General features: G+C 46.3%; 9 protein-coding genes, 2 tRNA genes and 3 rRNA genes. 11 read left to right on the forward strand and 3 right to left on the reverse strand.

What is annotated here, in order from left to right; genetic code table 11:
- Positions 1-139: 139 nt before the first annotated feature.
- The 5 genes from NQ542_RS15640 to rrf all read left to right on the forward strand — a co-directional run bounded on the left by NQ542_RS15640 (position 140) and on the right by rrf (position 5,221).
- Positions 140-1,670 (forward strand): 16S ribosomal RNA (locus NQ542_RS15640).
- A gap of 155 nt (positions 1,671-1,825) precedes the next feature.
- Positions 1,826-1,902, forward strand: a tRNA-Ile gene (locus NQ542_RS15645).
- 10 nt (positions 1,903-1,912) lie between these two features.
- Positions 1,913-1,986 (forward strand) — tRNA-Ala (locus NQ542_RS15650).
- A gap of 149 nt (positions 1,987-2,135) precedes the next feature.
- A 23S ribosomal RNA gene (locus NQ542_RS15655) occupies positions 2,136-5,011 on the forward strand.
- Between the two features lie 99 nt (positions 5,012-5,110).
- Positions 5,111-5,221, forward strand: a 5S ribosomal RNA gene (rrf, locus tag NQ542_RS15660).
- Together the 16S, 23S and 5S rRNA genes with 2 tRNA genes alongside form the textbook arrangement of a ribosomal RNA operon.
- Positions 5,222-5,418: 197 nt before the next feature.
- On the opposite strand, the gene NQ542_RS15665 is transcribed toward rrf, so the two are convergent.
- Together NQ542_RS15665 and NQ542_RS15670 are read right to left on the reverse strand one after the other, a co-directional pair.
- On the reverse strand, positions 5,419-5,739 hold the full coding sequence (locus tag NQ542_RS15665; protein ID WP_005640492.1) for a heavy metal-binding domain-containing protein: 321 nt from the start codon (positions 5,737-5,739) through the stop codon (positions 5,419-5,421).
- Positions 5,740-5,833: 94 nt separating this feature from the next.
- Complete coding sequence (locus tag NQ542_RS15670; RefSeq protein WP_005640494.1) at positions 5,834-8,095, reverse strand: GH92 family glycosyl hydrolase; 2,262 nt, start codon at positions 8,093-8,095, stop codon at positions 5,834-5,836.
- 378 nt (positions 8,096-8,473) lie between these two features.
- On the opposite strand from NQ542_RS15670, the gene NQ542_RS15675 reads away from it, so the two are divergent.
- The 3 genes from NQ542_RS15675 to NQ542_RS15685 are packed head-to-tail and all read left to right on the forward strand — an operon-like array spanning position 8,474 to position 9,784.
- Positions 8,474-8,869 (forward strand): hypothetical protein, encoded by a 396-nt coding sequence (locus NQ542_RS15675; protein WP_005640498.1) that lies wholly within the window; start codon positions 8,474-8,476, stop codon positions 8,867-8,869.
- Positions 8,870-8,882: 13 nt separating this feature from the next.
- The gene (locus tag NQ542_RS15680; protein ID WP_005640500.1) at positions 8,883-9,161 is read left to right on the forward strand and encodes a LysO family transporter; all 279 of its coding nucleotides are present in this window, start codon (positions 8,883-8,885) and stop codon (positions 9,159-9,161) included.
- Complete coding sequence (locus tag NQ542_RS15685; RefSeq protein ID WP_005640502.1) at positions 9,158-9,784, forward strand: LysO family transporter; 627 nt, start codon at positions 9,158-9,160, stop codon at positions 9,782-9,784. The genes NQ542_RS15680 and NQ542_RS15685 overlap by 4 nt, the downstream gene beginning before the upstream one ends.
- Before the next feature lie 536 nt (positions 9,785-10,320).
- Here NQ542_RS15685 and NQ542_RS15690 read toward each other — a convergent pair.
- Entirely contained in the window at positions 10,321-13,572 is a 3,252-nt protein-coding gene (locus NQ542_RS15690) for a S41 family peptidase (RefSeq protein ID WP_005640507.1), read from the reverse strand.
- 129 nt (positions 13,573-13,701) lie between these two features.
- Between NQ542_RS15690 and NQ542_RS15695 the strand changes: the two genes are divergently transcribed.
- The 3 genes from NQ542_RS15695 to NQ542_RS15705 all read left to right on the forward strand — a co-directional run bounded on the left by NQ542_RS15695 (position 13,702) and on the right by NQ542_RS15705 (position 18,914).
- On the forward strand, positions 13,702-14,277 hold the full coding sequence (locus NQ542_RS15695) for an RNA polymerase sigma factor (RefSeq protein WP_005640510.1): 576 nt from the start codon (positions 13,702-13,704) through the stop codon (positions 14,275-14,277).
- A gap of 221 nt (positions 14,278-14,498) precedes the next feature.
- Complete coding sequence (locus tag NQ542_RS15700) at positions 14,499-15,485, forward strand: FecR family protein (RefSeq protein ID WP_005640512.1); 987 nt, start codon at positions 14,499-14,501, stop codon at positions 15,483-15,485.
- Between the two features lie 87 nt (positions 15,486-15,572).
- The gene (locus NQ542_RS15705) at positions 15,573-18,914 is read left to right on the forward strand and encodes a TonB-dependent receptor (protein ID WP_005640514.1); all 3,342 of its coding nucleotides are present in this window, start codon (positions 15,573-15,575) and stop codon (positions 18,912-18,914) included.
- Positions 18,915-18,924: the final 10 nt, after the last annotated feature.

The following is an 18,924-nucleotide window of genomic DNA, read 5'->3' on the forward strand; positions in this document are numbered from 1 at the left end:
GCAATCGAAACGATAGCGCAAGTTCTTTGAAAGCATTACATATCAACAAGTAGTACAAGAGACGTAGTAGGAATACTGACATACCGTCAAGACTACATAGACAGATAGAGATTCTGAGCAAAAGGTATAAACAAAATCAACAACGAAGAGTTTGATCCTGGCTCAGGATGAACGCTAGCGACAGGCTTAACACATGCAAGTCGAGGGGCAGCATGATTTGTAGCAATACAGATTGATGGCGACCGGCGCACGGGTGAGTAACGCGTATGCAACTTACCTATCAGAGGGGGATAGCCCGGCGAAAGTCGGATTAATACCCCATAAAACAGGGGTCCCGCATGGGAATATTTGTTAAAGATTCATCGCTGATAGATAGGCATGCGTTCCATTAGGCAGTTGGCGGGGTAACGGCCCACCAAACCGACGATGGATAGGGGTTCTGAGAGGAAGGTCCCCCACATTGGTACTGAGACACGGACCAAACTCCTACGGGAGGCAGCAGTGAGGAATATTGGTCAATGGCCGAGAGGCTGAACCAGCCAAGTCGCGTGAAGGAAGAAGGATCTATGGTTTGTAAACTTCTTTTATAGGGGAATAAAGTGGAGGACGTGTCCTTTTTTGTATGTACCCTATGAATAAGCATCGGCTAACTCCGTGCCAGCAGCCGCGGTAATACGGAGGATGCGAGCGTTATCCGGATTTATTGGGTTTAAAGGGTGCGTAGGTGGTGATTTAAGTCAGCGGTGAAAGTTTGTGGCTCAACCATAAAATTGCCGTTGAAACTGGGTTACTTGAGTGTGTTTGAGGTAGGCGGAATGCGTGGTGTAGCGGTGAAATGCATAGATATCACGCAGAACTCCGATTGCGAAGGCAGCTTACTAAACCATAACTGACACTGAAGCACGAAAGCGTGGGGATCAAACAGGATTAGATACCCTGGTAGTCCACGCAGTAAACGATGATTACTAGGAGTTTGCGATACAATGTAAGCTCTACAGCGAAAGCGTTAAGTAATCCACCTGGGGAGTACGCCGGCAACGGTGAAACTCAAAGGAATTGACGGGGGCCCGCACAAGCGGAGGAACATGTGGTTTAATTCGATGATACGCGAGGAACCTTACCCGGGTTTGAACGTAGTCTGACCGGAGTGGAAACACTCCTTCTAGCAATAGCAGATTACGAGGTGCTGCATGGTTGTCGTCAGCTCGTGCCGTGAGGTGTCGGCTTAAGTGCCATAACGAGCGCAACCCTTATCACTAGTTACTAACAGGTGAAGCTGAGGACTCTGGTGAGACTGCCAGCGTAAGCTGTGAGGAAGGTGGGGATGACGTCAAATCAGCACGGCCCTTACATCCGGGGCGACACACGTGTTACAATGGCATGGACAAAGGGCAGCTACCTGGCGACAGGATGCTAATCTCCAAACCATGTCTCAGTTCGGATCGGAGTCTGCAACTCGACTCCGTGAAGCTGGATTCGCTAGTAATCGCGCATCAGCCATGGCGCGGTGAATACGTTCCCGGGCCTTGTACACACCGCCCGTCAAGCCATGGGAGCCGGGGGTACCTGAAGTCCGTAACCGCAAGGATCGGCCTAGGGTAAAACTGGTGACTGGGGCTAAGTCGTAACAAGGTAGCCGTACCGGAAGGTGCGGCTGGAACACCTCCTTTCTGGAGCTGGAATCTCTAGATTAAGTCCGATGAGGTATGTAGCTCTCTGGTACTACGGTTGAATATGTATATATATATGATCTTAAACTGGAAAGACCAGTATATAGAGAGAAAGATGATGCTGAGATGAAAATTTCAGGCACATAACGGTTGACAGTCCTATAGCTCAGTTGGTTAGAGCGCTACACTGATAATGTAGAGGTCGGCAGTTCAACTCTGCCTGGGACTACCAGTTGAAAAACGGGGGATTAGCTCAGCTGGCTAGAGCATCTGCTTTGCACGCAGAGGGTCAACGGTTCGAATCCGTTATTCTCCACGATAAACTCCGTAAGGGGTAAAAAAAGATCTTTGACGTATTGGACAACTTCAAAAAAGTAAAGTAACAAAAAAATAGAGCAAGCTGAAGATATATCAATCCGACACGGGCTTCAATTTTAGCAATAAAAGGAAGCAGTGTCAGTGATAAAGAAAGTAAGCAAGGGCAGACGGTGGATGCCTTGGCTCTCGGAGGCGATGAAGGACGTGATAAGCTGCGATAAGCTTGGGGTAGGTGCAAATAACCTTTGATCCCAAGATTTCCGAATGGGGCAACCCGGCTGGTAGAAGGCCAGTCATTCCGTAAGGAAGGCGAACGTGGGGAACTGAAACATCTAAGTACCCATAGGAGAAGAAAACAAAAGTGATTCCGCAAGTAGTGGCGAGCGAACGCGGAACAGCCCAAACCGATGATGTTTAGGCATTGTCGGGGTAGTAGGACCACGTTGTGGCAAGAGATTAAGGAAGTAGAACGTTTTGGAACAAACGGCCGTAGACGGTGAAAGCCCAGTATACGACTCTTTAACGAAGCCTAGTGGAATCCTGAGTAGCGCGGAGCACGAGAAATTCTGTGTGAATCAGCGGGGCCCATCCCGTAAGGCTAAATACTCCCGAGAGACCGATAGCGAACCAGTACTGTGAAGGAAAGGTGAAAAGCACCTCGAACAGAGGAGTGAAATAGTCCCTGAAACCGTCTGCCTACAAGCGGTCGGAGCAACGTAAGTTGTGACGGCGTGCCTTTTGCATAATGAACCTACGAGTTACTTTCTCCGGCAAGGTTAAGGGCTTCAGGCCCGGAGCCGAAGCGAAAGCGAGTCTTAATAGGGCGTGATAGTCGGAGTGAGTAGACGCGAAACCAAGTGATCTACCCTTGGTCAGGATGAAGGTTGGGTAACACCAACTGGAGGTCCGAATGGGTATACGTTGAAAAGTGTTCCAATGAACTGAGGGTAGGGGTGAAAGGCTAATCAAACTTGGAGATAGCTCGTACTCCCCGAAATGCATTTAGGTGCAGCCTTTATTTAGTATAGCATGAGGTAGAGCGACTGATTGGATGCGAGGGCTTCACCGCCTATCAAGTCCAGATAAACTCCGAATGCGTGCTATATATTGATAAGGAGTGAGGGCGCGGGTGCTAAGGTCCGCGTCCGAGAGGAGAAGAATCCAGACCATCAGCTAAGGTCCCCAAATAACAGTTAAGTTGAACTAACGAAGTCGGACTGCAGAGACAGCTAGGATGTTGGCTTGGAAGCAGCCATTCATTTAAAGAGTGCGTAACAGCTCACTAGTCGAGGAGTCCGGCGTGGATAATACTCGGGCATAAACTGTTTACCGAAGCTATGGATGTAGAAATACATGGTAGGGGAGCATTCCAACGGCGTCGAAGGTGAAGGATGACCTTTGCTGGAGCTTTTGGAAACGCAAATGTAGGTATAAGTAACGATAAAGGAGGTGAGAAACCTCCTCGCCGAAAGACTAAGGTTTCCTGATCAACGTTAATCGGATCAGGGTAAGTCGGGACCTAAGGTTAAGCCGAACGGCGATACCGATGGAAGAATGGTTTAATATTCCCATACTACTTTATGGAGCGATGTGGAGACGGAGAAGTGAAAGTCCTGCCATCTGACGGAATAGGTGGTTGAAGAGTGTAGATGTAGATTCCTGTAGGCAAATCCGCAGGGAGAGTCGACCTTGACAGTATGCCGCGTGCTTGCACAAGGCAAAATGGACGTAATCAGGCTCCCAAGAAAATCCGCTAAGCATATTCATAAAGTACCCGTACCGTAAACGGACACACGTAGTTGGGTTGAAAATACTGAGGCGCTCGAGTGATTCACGGTTAAGGAACTAGGCAAATTGACCCTGTAACTTCGGGATAAAGGGTCCCTACTGAGAGGTAGGGCGCAGAGAATAGGTCCAGGCAACTGTTTAACAAAAACACATGGCTGTGCGAAATAGAAATATGAAGTATACAGCCTGACACCTGCCCGGTGCTGGAAGGTTAAGAGGAGAGCTCATCGCAAGAGAAGGCTTGAATTGAAGCCCCAGTAAACGGCGGCCGTAACTATAACGGTCCTAAGGTAGCGAAATTCCTTGTCGGGTAAGTTCCGACCTGCACGAATGGTGTAATGATCTGGACACTGTCTCAACCGTGAGCTCGGTGAAATTGTAGTATCGGTGAAGATGCCGATTACCCGCGATGGGACGAAAAGACCCCGTGAACCTTTACTATAGCTTTACATTGAATTTGGGCAATCGATGTGTAGGATAGGCCGGAGACCGTGAAGCAGGTACGCCAGTATTTGTGGAGTCGCCGTTGAAATACGGCCCTTTGGTTGTTTGAGTTCTAACCCGCAGAAGCGGGGACACTGTATGGTGGGTAGTTTGACTGGGGTGGTCGCCTCCAAAAGAGTAACGGAGGCTTCTAAAGGTACCCTCAGACCGATTGGTAACCGGTCGTAGAGTGTAATGGCATAAGGGTGCTTGACTGGGAGACAGACAAGTCGATCAGGTAGGAAACTAGAGCATAGTGATCCGGTGGTTCCGCATGGAAGGGCCATCGCTCAAAGGATAAAAGGTACTCCGGGGATAACAGGCTGATCGCTCCCAAGAGCTCATATCGACGGAGCGGTTTGGCACCTCGATGTCGGCTCGTCACATCCTGGGGCTGGAGAAGGTCCCAAGGGTTGGGCTGTTCGCCCATTAAAGTGGCACGCGAGCTGGGTTCAGAACGTCGTGAGACAGTTCGGTCTCTATCTATCGTGGGCGTAGGATATTTGAGGGGCTCTGACACTAGTACGAGAGGACCGTGTTGGACAGACCACTGGTTTACCGGTTGTACCGCCAGGTGCACCGCCGGGTATCTAAGTCTGGATTGGATAAGTGCTGAAAGCATCTAAGTACGAAGCCAGCCTCAAGATGAGATATCCCTAGAGGGTCGTTGTAGACTACGACGTAGATAGGCTACAGGTGTAAGGGCAGCAATGTCGAAGCCGAGTAGTACTAATAGCCCGAGACTTTCGATCATGTAAGGGTTGATATATCAGCAGGTGGCTGATGCCATATGTTTCTATTAGTTACTTTAGGTAATGGGGTTGTCCAGTCAAAATCTTACAAAGAGGTATTAAGGTGGTTATAGCGTTGGGGATCCACCTCTTCCCATTCCGAACAGAGAAGTTAAGCCCAACCACGTCGATGGTACTGCGTAAAAGTGGGAGAGTAGATAGCCGCCGTTTTTTAGGAGTGAGAGCGAAAGTTCTCCGTGAAGGAAGCCGATTCAGTTTTGAGTCGGCTTTTTTCGTTTCCGGATACTTCTTCTGGTATTATGAAATAGTTCTTTGCTTTAAACTATTGATTTTGATTGCAGAAAATATGGTTTAGTTTTTTTATGTGATTCTTTTTTCCAACTACAAAGAATATTTCATTTTCGGGATTATTGATAGCGTACAGCAGTCCCTGCAGCAGTAACCATTAGCATACTCCCACTTCCTCCAACTGTTTCGTAGTCCAGATCTATGGCGATTACAGCGTTTGCACCCAGTTGTGTCGCATGATCGCTCATTTCTTTTAAGGCGGTTTCTTTTGCTTCGCGTAATACGCTTTCGTAAGAACCTGCGCGTCCTCCGACAATATCCCGGATGCCTGCGAAGAAATCTTTGAATACATTTGCTCCGATGATTGTTTCACCGGATACGATTCCGAAGTACTGGGTAATTTCTTTTCCTTCAATCGTGTTAGTTGTTGTGAGTAACATAGCTTTTTAATTTAATTGTTTAGGGACAAATATAAGATAAAGGGCGAACCAGTGTACTGATCCGCCCTTTGTTTTTATGTTTCTTTATATGAATTTATTTAACCGGTTGATCGGTCATGATAAATTCCAGCTTGCCGCCTTTTATGATGTCGGTGTGGCTGATGAACAGGGTGTCGAGGATTTTGCCGTTCAGTTTAACCTCTTTGATGTATTTGTTGGCTGCACTGTTGTTTTTTACTAAGATCTCGAAAATACCGCCTTTTACATGAATAAGCGCTTTGTCGATCATCGGACGGCCCAATGTATAGACCGGAATTCCCGGAGCGATCTGATAGAAGCCTAACGCACTCATTACATACCAGGCGGACATCTGTCCGCAGTCCTCATTTCCGATGATACCGTCCGGCGCGTTTGTGTAGAAATTTTGCATGATCTGATCCAGGCGCTCTTGCCCTTTCCAAGGAGAATCCGTCCAGTTATATAAATAAGCCATGTGATGGCTCGGCTCGTTGCCGTGCGCATATTGGCCAATCAGTCCGGTGATATCTCCGGAGGCTTCTTCACCATCAACTTGGGAAGAGGTGGTGAATAATGTGTCCAAGCGTGTCTCCAGCTCTTTTTTACCACCGATCGTGGAGATAAAGTTGTCCATATCATGAGGTGCAAAGAAACTCCATTGAAAGGCATTCCCTTCGGTATAATCGCTCTTCATATGGGAAGAATAACGGGGATTGAACGGTGTACGGAAAGAACCATCCCCCATCACCCCGCGCATCATCTTGGTCTCCGGGTCTAAGTAGCGTTTGTAGTATTCTGCCTTTGCCGCATACTCTTTTGCCAGTTCCGTATTTCCTGCTTTAGCGGCGATTTGGGAAATACACCAGTCATAGTAGGCCATCTCTAATCCCCAGGAAACAGATTCGGGAACCGAGTCGGCCGGGACAAAGCCGTATTTCTCCTTATAATAGGGGTGGCGGGTAATCAAATCCAACTCACGTGTTCCTTTGAACTTCTCTGCCAGATCGTTTCGGTAGACAGATGAACGGGCGCCTGCTTCGGCCCAAACGTTCAGATCACCTTCTGCCAGGTCTTTAGTCACTAAATCTGCCAGTACAGAGACTGCCGGATAACCTACCATGCAACCTGTATAGCTGGAAGCTAACGGCCATTTCGGAAGGATCCCTCCTTCTTTATATCCTTGCACGAGCACTTTTCCCCAATCGGCAGCCCGTTCTGGTTGGATAATCGTCATCAATGGATGCAAAGCGCGGAAAGTATCCCAAAGTGAGAAGACAGAATAGTTCACATAACCTGGTTCCGCCCGGTGCACCTTCTTGTCCATTCCTAAATAGCGCCCGTCCACATCCTGATAGGCATAAGGTGCGATCATCGTGTGGTAGAGAGCTGTGTAGAAGTTCACCATCACTTTCGGATCGGAGCTTTCGATCCGGATATCGTTTAAAGCTTTGTTCCAGATACGTGCGGATTCAGCCCGTGTAGCATCGAAATCCCATCCCGGCAGTTCGGCCAGCATGTTTCTCTCTGCACCGTCCGTATCGACAGGAGAGATCGCCACTTTTACATACAGTGGTTTGTTGCTCTCCGCAAATTTGTAATGGAATTTCAGATCGTCTGGTGTGTTGAGACGCAAGAACAGCGAATCTTTCCGTAAATTTCCGTCGATATACTGGTATAGTGTTTCGATCGGCTCCGAGAATGTGATCCGGTAAGAGACAGAATGGAAATGTGCCCATCCCTGCGTCCTGACAGTACCCTCCACCGTCGAATCGTTTACAAAAAGATATTCGTTCCCTACTAACTTATGTCCCCAGTTCGGTTGCAGCACATGACCGAGATCGAGAAGGACACGGCGGTCCTTCGGATTATCGTATGTGTATTTATGGAATCCGACACGGTCCGTACTGGTTAACTCCACATTAATTCCGAAATTGTCGAGACGTACTGCATAATAGCCTGGCGTTGCTTTTTCCGTCTCTTTCTTGAAAATCGCAACCGGTTTGATCGAGTCACCACCGGAGAAAGGTAGGATCGCCACATCTCCCAAGTCGCCGATACCCGTACCTGATAAGTGTGTATGGCTGAAAGCATATATTTGGTTGTCATCATAATGGTATCCGCTACTGGCATCCCAGCCCATGATATGTGTGTCGGGGCTGACCTGTACAAGAGCAAACGGACGGGTAGCACCGGGAAAGGTATGCCCGTGAAAGCCTGTTCCGATAAATGGGTTCACATATTGAATTTCATCTCGTAGTTGTTCCTCGTCGGACGGTTGGTTACAGGCTGCCAGAAGTCCGACCACTGCAGCCTGAAGGAATAGGATTGTTTTCTTCATGTTATATTATCTGTGTTTTATCTCCTAAATGAATGAATCGTTATTTTTGACTTTACAAATATAAAGAAAAAGAACAATATACGTGTATGTCCTGCTTTTCTTCGGGAAAAAGTTCGTAAAATTTGTAACTGTCCCCGTCCTCACTCTTCTTTTGTGACAGAGATGAGAACGGATGAATTCATAAAACGTATTTTGACTTTAAAGGATAACCTGTTCCGGGTTGTATTCCAGATCACGGGAGACCACAATTTGTCGGAGGAGATCGTGTAGGACTCTGCTAAAGATGCATTATTCTATTTATTCTTATCCTGACTACTTCATTTATATTCGATAATGCTTATCTTTGAAGCGCTAAGTCTAATTTAATCCTATTTTATTATGAAGACGAATATGGGAAAAGTATTTACTACGCTTCTTTGTATGATGATGTGTTTATCACTTTATGCGCAGGAATTTACTCTCGGCATGGTTGTTGGTTTGTGGAATTTCTCGGCTCCCGATGCTCCTTACGGTTATCAGAAAGGAACTTGCCAGATCAAGAAAACTGGTGAAAACCTTTCCGCTGTTTTCACGATCAACGATACGGAAATGACCGTGAAGGAAATCAAGAAAGAGAGCGATACCTATAAATGCAATTTCTATGTAGATGGAACCTATGTTTCACTCACTTTCATACAGGAAGGCAAGAATAAACTGACAGGGAAAGCAAATGCAGAAGGTATGGTAATCCCTGTTACATTCACTAAAATAGTTAAAGCTGTCCAAGCGCGATAATCTTTTTTTATCTATGTTTACTGTCATTGGTATTATGTTCGCGGGTATTGCCGCAGGCTATCTTTTGCGCAAAATCGAACTTTTGCAAAAGATCGGCAAACCTATTTCTTATACGATCCTTTTGCTTCTTTTCCTTTTGGGAATATCTGTCGGCGCGAATAAGGATATTGTCGATAATCTTGCCACGTTGGGTGGTCAGGCATTCCTGCTTGCCTTGGCTGGTACGGTAGGGAGTGTATTGGCTGGCTGGGGAGTCTATCGTCTGTTTTTTAAAGAAAGGAGTCGCGGATGAAAGGAAGTCTGATCGTTGTAGGATTTTTTGCGCTTGGTTGCTTGTTGGGATGGAGTGGCTGGCTGCCCGATGTTGTCATTGAAAACGACATTACGGTATATGTCTTATACCTGCTAATGTTTCAGGTCGGGCTCAGTATCGGTAGTGATAAGAAGCTAAAGGATATTCTCGGCAGTATTCGTCCGAAACTGCTTTTGGTCCCTTTGGCTACGATTGCCGGGACACTGGTCTTTTCGGCTTTGGTCGGTCTGTTGCTTACGCAGTGGAGTGTATTTGATTGTCTGGCGGTAGGAAGCGGTTTTGCCTATTATTCTCTTTCGTCTATCTTGATTACCCAATTGAAGGAACCTTTTTTGGGTGTCCAACTCGCTACAGAATTAGGGACAATCGCTTTAATGGCAAATATCATGCGCGAGATTATGGCTCTTCTCGGTGCGCCTCTTTTTGTCAAATATTTCGGCCGGTTGTCTCCTATCTGTGCTGGAGGTGCCACGACTATGGATACGACCTTGCCTGTCATCACTCGTTATTCGGGAAAAGACCTTGTTTTCATTTCAATTTTTCATGGGATTATCGTAGATTTTACGGTTCCGTTTTTTGTGTCGTTCTTCTGCTCGTTTTAGATATGGTTCCTTTTTTGTTGAAATACGTGACTTATTTTGCTTCAAACAGGCAGAAAAAGTGCTGAAGATTCCCGTTTACAGGCTTTTTACACCCGGATGTGAACGGTCTTGACACCCGAGTGTGAATGATATCGAGACCCGGGTGTCAATGGGTTTATCTTATTATGTTATTGAAAATAAGTCATGTGAAGAAAAATGTCGGACAGGCGGTTAATGATAGTATGATAGATGAAATAGGCATCCATCATACCTACTATCATTGCTTGGGTCTATTGATATTCAATAGATAAAAGACAATTAGTGATAGTATGACAGTTAAATGTAACTATGTTTTATCCCTTCTGTTTATGTTCGTAGAGAAATAATGAAGTCATATTATCGGGTGAAGGCAGAACTGGTAATGCTTTCGTTTGGATAAACATTGAATCTTATAAGTACGGCAAAAAGTGAAGGATAAGTACGTGAATTGCGTACGAAAAAGAACGGCTCCCATTCCGTAGCAGTGGATGAGAGCCGCTTTGAGATCGCACATAATATTACTTTTGTACCTCTTTCAACATCTCTTTTACCGCCTCTTCCAGCTGGTGATCTTCGCCTCTTAGCTGTGATTCGGGAGAGTTGTAGACTTCGATGTCAGGTTCGAGTTGTTGGTTTTCGAGATAGCGGCCCTGCATATCTTGCATGCCGACTTGCGGGATACCGAAAACGATTGACGGGTCAATTTGGGTTTCCCACCATACGGCAGTCATCGTTCCCGGTACGGGAGCGCCGATCAGTTTGCCGATTTTCAACGTCTTATATGTCCAGGGAAAACCGTGGGCGTTCGAATAATTGTCTTCGCACATCAGTACGCATGACGGTTTCAGCCATCTGTTAAACGGATCGTTTCCGATGAACTGTCCGCGCGGAGTGAATTTAGCATACAGTTCTCCACTCAACAAAATTGCCAGGTCCTCATGAAGCCAACCGCCACCGTTATGGCGCGTATCGACAATCACGGCTTCCTTCTCGCGGCAACGACCTAACAGTTCGGAATAGGTATCGCGGAAACTTTCGCTGTTCATGCCTTTGACATGTACATATCCGATCTTTCCGTTCGACAGCTTGTCGACCATCTGGCGCTTCTGTTCCACCCAACGTTTGTAAAGCAAATCGGATTGTGTGCCGTAGGTGATCGGTTTGACTTGTTCTTCGAAACGTTCTTTGGTTGCCGGATCGTAAACGGACAGTAGTACCTGCTTGCCGGCTTTGCCGCTTAATAGCGGATAGTAATCTTCTCCACTCTTGATATTCGTGCCGTCTATCTTTTCGATGATGCAGCCTGGCTTGATCTTGGTGTCGGCTTTTGTCAACGGGCCTTTGGCGATTATTTCTTCAATCTTCAAACCGTCGCCTGTGTAATTGTTGTCATAGAAAGCGCCCAAGCTGGCTGTTGCTGGTGCGGAAGATGCAGAGCGGTAGCGTGCACCGGTATGTGAACCGTTTAGTTCGCCCAACATTTCAGAAAGCATTTCTGCGAAATCGTAGTTATTGTTGATATGCGGAAGAAATTTTTCGTATGCCTTTCCATATCCGGCCCAATTGATACCATGTATTTGGGGATCGTAGAACTTGTCTAATACTTGGCGCCAGGTGTGATGGAATATATATTCGCGTTCTTTCGCCGGGCGATATGAAAATTCGGCTTTGAATGCGATCGGTTTCGTTTTGCTGTCCTTGATTTCGATCTTCTTCAACTGGCCTCCCGAAACGAGGAAAATGTTTTCGCCTTTCTTGTCGGGGAACATCGTTCCACCACCGACACCTTTGATCAGTAGTTTGGTGGTGTTCTCCTTGAAATTGTGTTCCCATAGGTCGTAACCGTTTTCGAATGCGGCGCAATAATATAGCTTGTCGCCTTTCTGCGTCAGGACGGCGTCACCTAAGAATGACGAGTTGACGGTCAAGCGCATGATACGGTCTTTACGATTGGCCAAGTCGAATTTAAGCGGTTCGACCGGCTTATCTGCTTTTTCGTCTTTCTTGTCATCGTCTTTATCCTTGTCTTTCTTGCTGTCCTTGTCTTTTTCGTCCTTATCTTTGTCCTCTTTTTCTTCGTCCAACAAAGCTTGTTCCTCTTTGGTGAGGCGGAACTTGTCGTATGCTTCGCCGTCGAAGAACATGATGTAAATATCATCTTCTGCTCCCCAACTGCCATGACTGCGATAACCGGCCCGGTCAGACGACCAGATCATCGCTTTTCCATCCAGCACCCATTTGGCGTTGTTGTCGGAGTAGCCGCTTTCGGTCAGGTTGGTCATTTCGCCGCTGCCGTCCGCTTTCACCAAAACGATGTCCGTATTGTTCCATCCTCCGATCGCGATATATTTAGCGAGGAACCATTTGCTGTCGGGTGACCATTGATAATATTGATCGCCGTCGGCATACGAATAATTATATTTACCATCCAGGACGGTGCGTACCTGTTTGTTTTTCAAATTAATCACGCGTAGAGTCGTACGGTTTTCCAAGAAAGCGACTTCCTTTCCGTCCGGAGAATACATCGGCTGGAAAGAGGTCTGCGAATTTACTACCAACGGTTCTTCTTTCAATTCCTGTGCGTATGTGAAATATTTGTCGTTCTTGCGTACCAAGCTGCTTTGATAAACGCCCCAGGTTTCGCCCCGTTCGGCCGAGTAAACCAATGAGCGTCCGTCTGGGCTGAAATCGAGATCGCGCTCCTGCTGCGGTGTGTTGGTGATTTGTTTGGTAGTTTCGTAGTCGACCGAGGTTACATATACATCGCCGCGCACGATAAAAGCGACTTCTTTGCCATTAGGGGAAACTGCGATATCGGTGGCTCCGCTTGCCTTGAGTTGATGGATCAGGTCGTTCTCCACCTTATCCGAGATGATCTGTACATCCACTTTCTTAGGCTGTGTACCCTCTTTGACCGTATAGATTTCGCCATCGTATCCGTAACAGAGGTTGCCGTTGTTGTCGGAAGTTAGGAAACGGACGGGATGCATGGTATGATTGGTTATCTGCCGGCTATTTCTGCCGGTCAGGTCGTTTTTGAATATATTGAAACTTCCTTTTTCTTCACTCAGATAGTAGAAGGAAGAACCGTCTGTCGCCCATACCGGATTACGGTCTTCTCCTTTAAAGGAAGTTATTTTTTGGAAGGAGTGTTCCCGATCGAGGGTGCACAACCAGATGTCCCGTGTGATGGAAGACTGGTGGTGTTTACGCCAAGGATCTTCATATCCCTTCTTGTCTTGGTATAAGAGTTTGTCACCCTTCTTGTTCAAAGCTAGGCTTTCCATGGCGAGGGAAGAATAGAGTTCGGGGCGCCCTCCATTGATACCGATCCGGTAGATTTGTGGAAATTGCCCGGAGGGGAATTGGCTGTCTTTCGCATCCTGCTGGATCGCGGCCGAATAGAGAATGTGCTTTGCATCACTGAACGTTTCCGGATATTCATTTGCGGAGTGAGTGGTCAACTGTTTCGGGCTGCCTCCTTCCATATCCATGATGAAGATATCGAAATTTCCGTTCCGGTCAGAAGCAAACGCGATCTTGCTGCCGTCAGGCGACCAGATCGGGCGCGTATCGTGAGCCGGATGGGTTGTTAACTGGGTAGCTTTGCCACCGTTTGCCGGAACGGTGTAGATATCGCCTTTGTAAGTAAAGGCGATCGTTTCACCGTTTGGAGAAATTGCCGGATAGCGCATCCATAGCGGATCATTTTCGGCCAGCACGTTTGCCGTAAACAGTAGTGCTGAAGTTAGGATAAATAATGATTTCATGCTTTGCGTTTTTATGGGTGTAAAGATACGGTATTATTATAAAAAAAGATAGAAATAAACTTAATAGTAGCTGTTTAGTAGTTTATTTCTATCTTTACGAACTCAAAGTGAGGGGTGAAAGAGGTGAATATGCATGAAACAGAGATACATAGCAATACTATAGAAAAACTTAAACGTGGTTCCTATGAGGCGTTCGATACATTATATGATATGTACGCGGATTCTTTGTACGGTTTCGCCTTGCTGCATACGAAATCATCTGTCCAGGCGGAAGATATCGTACAGGATACGTTCCTCAAGCTGTGGAACATGCGTGCCTCCTTGTCTGTTGAAGGCTCTTTCAAATCCATGTTGTTCACGATTGCCAAGAACCATGTGATCGATGTTTTCCGCCAACAGATCAACCGTCCGGATTTTGAAGATTACATACGCTTTTGTGAAGACGAACATCTTTTGGATAACACTTCCGTAGAAAAAATATATTACGATGACTTTATCGACAAGCTGGCGATAGCTAAGCAAAAGCTGACCCCCGCGCAGCGGAACATTTTTGAAATGAGCCGTGAAGAGGGAATGAGCAATGCCGAAATAGCCGCTCTTTCGGATATTTCCGAGCAAACGGTAAAGAATCATTTGTCCGCAGCGTTAAAGATTCTGCGTGAGGAACTTCGGAAATATAATTATCTTTTCGCCCTTTTCATATAAGAAAACTTGAGAAGCTTACTTTCCTTTCCCAAAGCGGCTCTTGGAGTTCCAGATAGTTTCAGCGCTTGGAACTAAAAGTTCGTACGGTGAAACAGAAAGTTTCGCTAAAGGAAACTTCGAGCGTATTATAGGGGAAGAAACAGGAATATGCTTTAGAACATATAAAAACGCCTGGTACTTTTTCGGTACTCCTTCGTGTAACTATAAACAAGCAACAAATTATGACCGATTTATTTGATAAATTATATTCTCAATTCTTAAGCGGAAAGACCAACCGGAAAGACTTCGAGGGCTTCAAGGAGTCCTTGAATCATCTTTCGGACCAGGAACTGGCCGAAAGGATGGAAGCGTTTTGGGATGAGAATACGGTTTATCCGTCTATGGAAGTCGGTCGTAAGCGGGAAATTCATCGGAGACTTCGTCTGCAGATACATCCTCCTAAAATCTCCATACGCTGGTCCCGTATCGTGGTGGCGGCGGCCGTGATTGCCGTCTTGTCCGTTACGGCGTGGAACTTTTCTCTTCTGCATGAATTGCAAAATGCGAACTCTTCTTTCTTGGCGGAAGTTCCGGCCGGAGATAAGGTGCAGTTGACCTTGCCGGATAAGAGTTCTGTCAAATTGAATTCGGAAAGCTCTTTGTCCTACGCCTATGTCAACGGAAAGCGTGTCGCCCGTTTGAAGGGCGAGGGGTACTTCCAGGTTTCCAAGGACAGGAAACATCCGTTTGTCGTGCAGGTCGGCAATCTGAATATCGAAGTGTTGGGGACTTGCTTCAATGTCTATTCGTATGAGGAGAATGACTTTGTAGAGACTTCCTTGATTGAAGGCTCCGTGCGCCTCTACGATTCCAAGTCGCCTTCTGAAAGTTTTATCCTGAAACCGTCGCAGAAAGCGATCTATTCGAAAAATAATGGGAAAATCAGTTTTCACAATACAGACAATGTAAAAGAAACCGCGTGGACGCAGAATCATCTGGTGTTCGAATCGGAGAAGTTGGGTTCGGTGTTCCAAAAGATCGAAAGATGGTATGGTGTGCATATTGACCTGCTATGTCCGGAGATTGCGAACGATCAGATTTCCGGCTCTTTTAAGGACGAACAACTTTCGTATGTCATGGAAGCTTTGAAATTTCAATATGGATTTAATTATGAGATCACAGGAAACAATGTTACGATTAATAAGTCTAACCAATTAAAAATAAAATGAGCCTATGAGATGAACAGGTGAAATCTAAGAAAAAGTGTTTTTAAAAATCAATTGTTTAATTCTAACTTAAGTCTATTTATCATAGTCATGAAGAAAGTATTTCGGAGTGCAGCACTCCTGTTTTTGTGTACAACCATGTACGCACAGGACATTTCGCAAACAATGTCAATGAATTTGCAAAATGTCACATTAAAAGAATTTTTTAAGAATCTGGAGGCACAGACTTCTTTTTCGGTTGTTTACCGGGATATTATCCTGAGTGAAAATCCTGATGTAGTCGTTTCTGCTTCCAATCGCCCGTTAAAGGATATCCTGTCTCAGGTACTGGAAAAACACGGCCTTTCCTACAAAGTGAGTAATAAGACGATCGTTATCGTTAAGGCAGAAGCGCAGGCTCCCGTGAAACAGCGAAAAACCAAGAAAATATCTGGTGTGATTACCGATGAAACAGGTCTTCCGGTAGCTGGAGCGAATATCGTAGTCAAGGGAACGACTAATGGGACCATTTCGGATATGGATGGAAACTTCTCTTTAGAGGCTGCTCCGGGGGAGATGTTGGAAATATCCTATATCGGTTTTTTGCCTATGGAAGTAAAGATCGATAACAAGAATACGTTTGACATCCTGATGAAAGAGGATGCACAAGGTTTGGATGAAGTTGTCGTGATTGGTTATGGTACGGTAAAGAAAAGAGATTTGACTGGAGCTGTCGCTTCTGTCAATGCTGCCAAGATTTCAGCTGTTCCGACCTCTACGGCATCGGAAGCCTTGCAGGGACGTATTCCGGGGGTTGTCGTTTCGAACGCCAACTGGTCGCCAGGCTCTACTCCGAACGTGATGATCCGTGGTAAACGTTCGATCACGGCAAGCAATGATCCGTTGTATGTGATTGATGGTGTTCCCGTTACTGGCGGTATTGGCGAAATCAGCCCGTCGGATATAGAGTCGATGGAAGTGTTGAAGGATGCGTCGGCAACAGCAATCTATGGTGCTCGTGGTGCGAACGGTGTTATCCTGATTACGACCAAGCAGGGGAAATCAGGCAAGACTCAGATCGATTATAACGGATATGTCGGGGCGCAGACAATTTTGAACCAGCTCGATTTTTGGGATGGTCCGGAATATGCCGAATATACGCGCGAGTCTTATCGCAATACGAGCAATAATTCGATCCGCTACAACTCGGATGTGGCTTCAAAGGAGCAGGATATGGTTTGTCCGGGATTTACACGTGACCCGTCGATCATGGAATCGGTCATGATGGGTTGGGGTGACGATGGCGTTTACTATCCGTCCCATGTGCGTACGACCCGCTATATGGATCATGTGACCCGCACCGGTATGGTGACCGACCATCAATTGAGTATCCGAGGTGGTGGCGAACGGACGAACTTCTTGGCTTCCGCTACTTACAATAAGAATAACGGCATTTTCAAGGATGAGGATTATGAACGTTATTCGATCCGTTTGAATCTGAACCACGAAATCAACAAATATGTGAAGATCGGGGCGCAGACGCAATATTCGCATGCCATTCAGCAACGCGGGGCCGGACTTGCCAGTGGTTGGCGTTTAAGCCCGTTGGCTCAGTTGTGGGATGAGAATGGCGAGATTATTCCGTTACCAGGGTCTTATAATGTCTACAATACGATGATGGACCTTGTTCCGGGTGCAGTGGACCGTCCTGTGAAAACAACCCGTTACCTGGGTAGCTATTCTCTGGATATCAAACTGCCGGTCGACGGACTGAAGTTCCGCTCTAACCTGGGCCTCGATGCCCGTACCGTACAGGACTACGAATTCTGGTCCGCTAAAACGAGTAATCGTGGCATGGGGACTTCTTATGCGAAGAATGCCGTTGACAAATACACGATGTTTACTTTGGAAAACATGCTTTTCTATGATAAGACGTTCAACGACAAACACACCTTGGGCGTGACTTTATTGCAGTCCATTCAAGAAGACAAAAGGGAAAGTGTGAACGTCGCAATGGAGAATCTGCCGGCCGATAACCTGAAATATTATGATCTGGGGTCGGGCTTGGTGACCAATACGATCGGCAGCGCGATGGTCAAGTGGAATATGGCTTCTTTCATGGGACGTATCAATTATAACTATTTAGGACGTTACCTCCTGACGGTTTCTGCCCGTTATGACGGTTCGTCTCGTCTGGCTGACGGACACAAGTGGGTGCTTTTCCCTTCTGCCGCATTGGCATGGCGTATCAATGAAGAATCTTTCATGTCGAGTACATCCGGATGGTTGGATAACCTGAAATTAAGACTTGGTTTTGGTAAGACTGGTAATTCGGCCGTAGATCCTTACCAAACGAAAGGTACGTTGTCGTTGATTCGTTATCCGTTTGATAATGGTGGAACTCCAACGATCGGCTATGCCCCGAATGCGATGGCGAACAGTCTGTTGACTTGGGAAACGACGGACCAGTGGAATTTGGGTATCGATTTCGGTGTGTTGAGAGGACGTATCAACGGGACGATTGACTTGTATATGCAGAATACACATGATTTGTTGCTGAAACGCCAGTTACCGGTTGTTTCCGGTTTTCCCGATGTGCTATCGAATGTGGGTAAAACGCGTAATAAGGGTATAGAAGTTTCTATCAACTCTATGAACATCAATTCGAAAGACTTCCAGTGGACAACTGATTTGATGCTGTCTTCCAACAAGGAAGAAATCGTTGAACTGTATAATGGCAAGAACGACGATATCGGTAGCAAATGGTTTATCGGCCAGCCGGTGAATGTTCATTATGACTACCGGAAAGTAGGTATCTGGCAGAACACGGAGTCAGATCTTGCCGAGATGGCAAAATTCGCCGCCAACGGTACGGAGTTTGCTCCGGGCGATATCAAGATACAGGATGTGAATGGCGACTATAAGATTACGGATGCCGATAAGCAAATTCTGGGAAACCCACGTCCGAAGTTGATTGCCAGTATGGTGAATACTTTCAACTATAAAGGTTTCGACCTGTCGGTCTTTTTATATGCGAGTTTCGGTGCTATGCTGTATAATGATATTTATGCTGTGGAACATTGCGGACGTAACGGCGGTGTGAAAGTAGACTACTGGACACCGAATAACCCGACGAACGCTTATCCTCGTCCGAGTATTGATGAGGAGCGCCCGATCTACATCACATCCACTTATTATGAAAAAGCGGATTTCTTGCGTGTAAAGACAATGACATTGGGATATACCTTGCCGAAGACCTTGACCAATAAGTTCCTGGTGGAGAAACTGCGTGTTTATTTTACAGCCCAGAATCCGTTTATCTTTACCAATTATACGGGTATTGATCCGGAAGCAGCTAAAGTAAATTCGGCCGGTAACCCTGAAACCAACGGTAGTGGTTTCGGCACTCCGAGTGTCAGTTCCTGGATTTTTGGTATAAACTTGACTTTGTAATTTTAATCTT

This window comes from Parabacteroides merdae ATCC 43184, from assembly GCF_025151215.1.
GTDB lineage: Bacteria > Bacteroidota > Bacteroidia > Bacteroidales > Tannerellaceae > Parabacteroides > Parabacteroides merdae.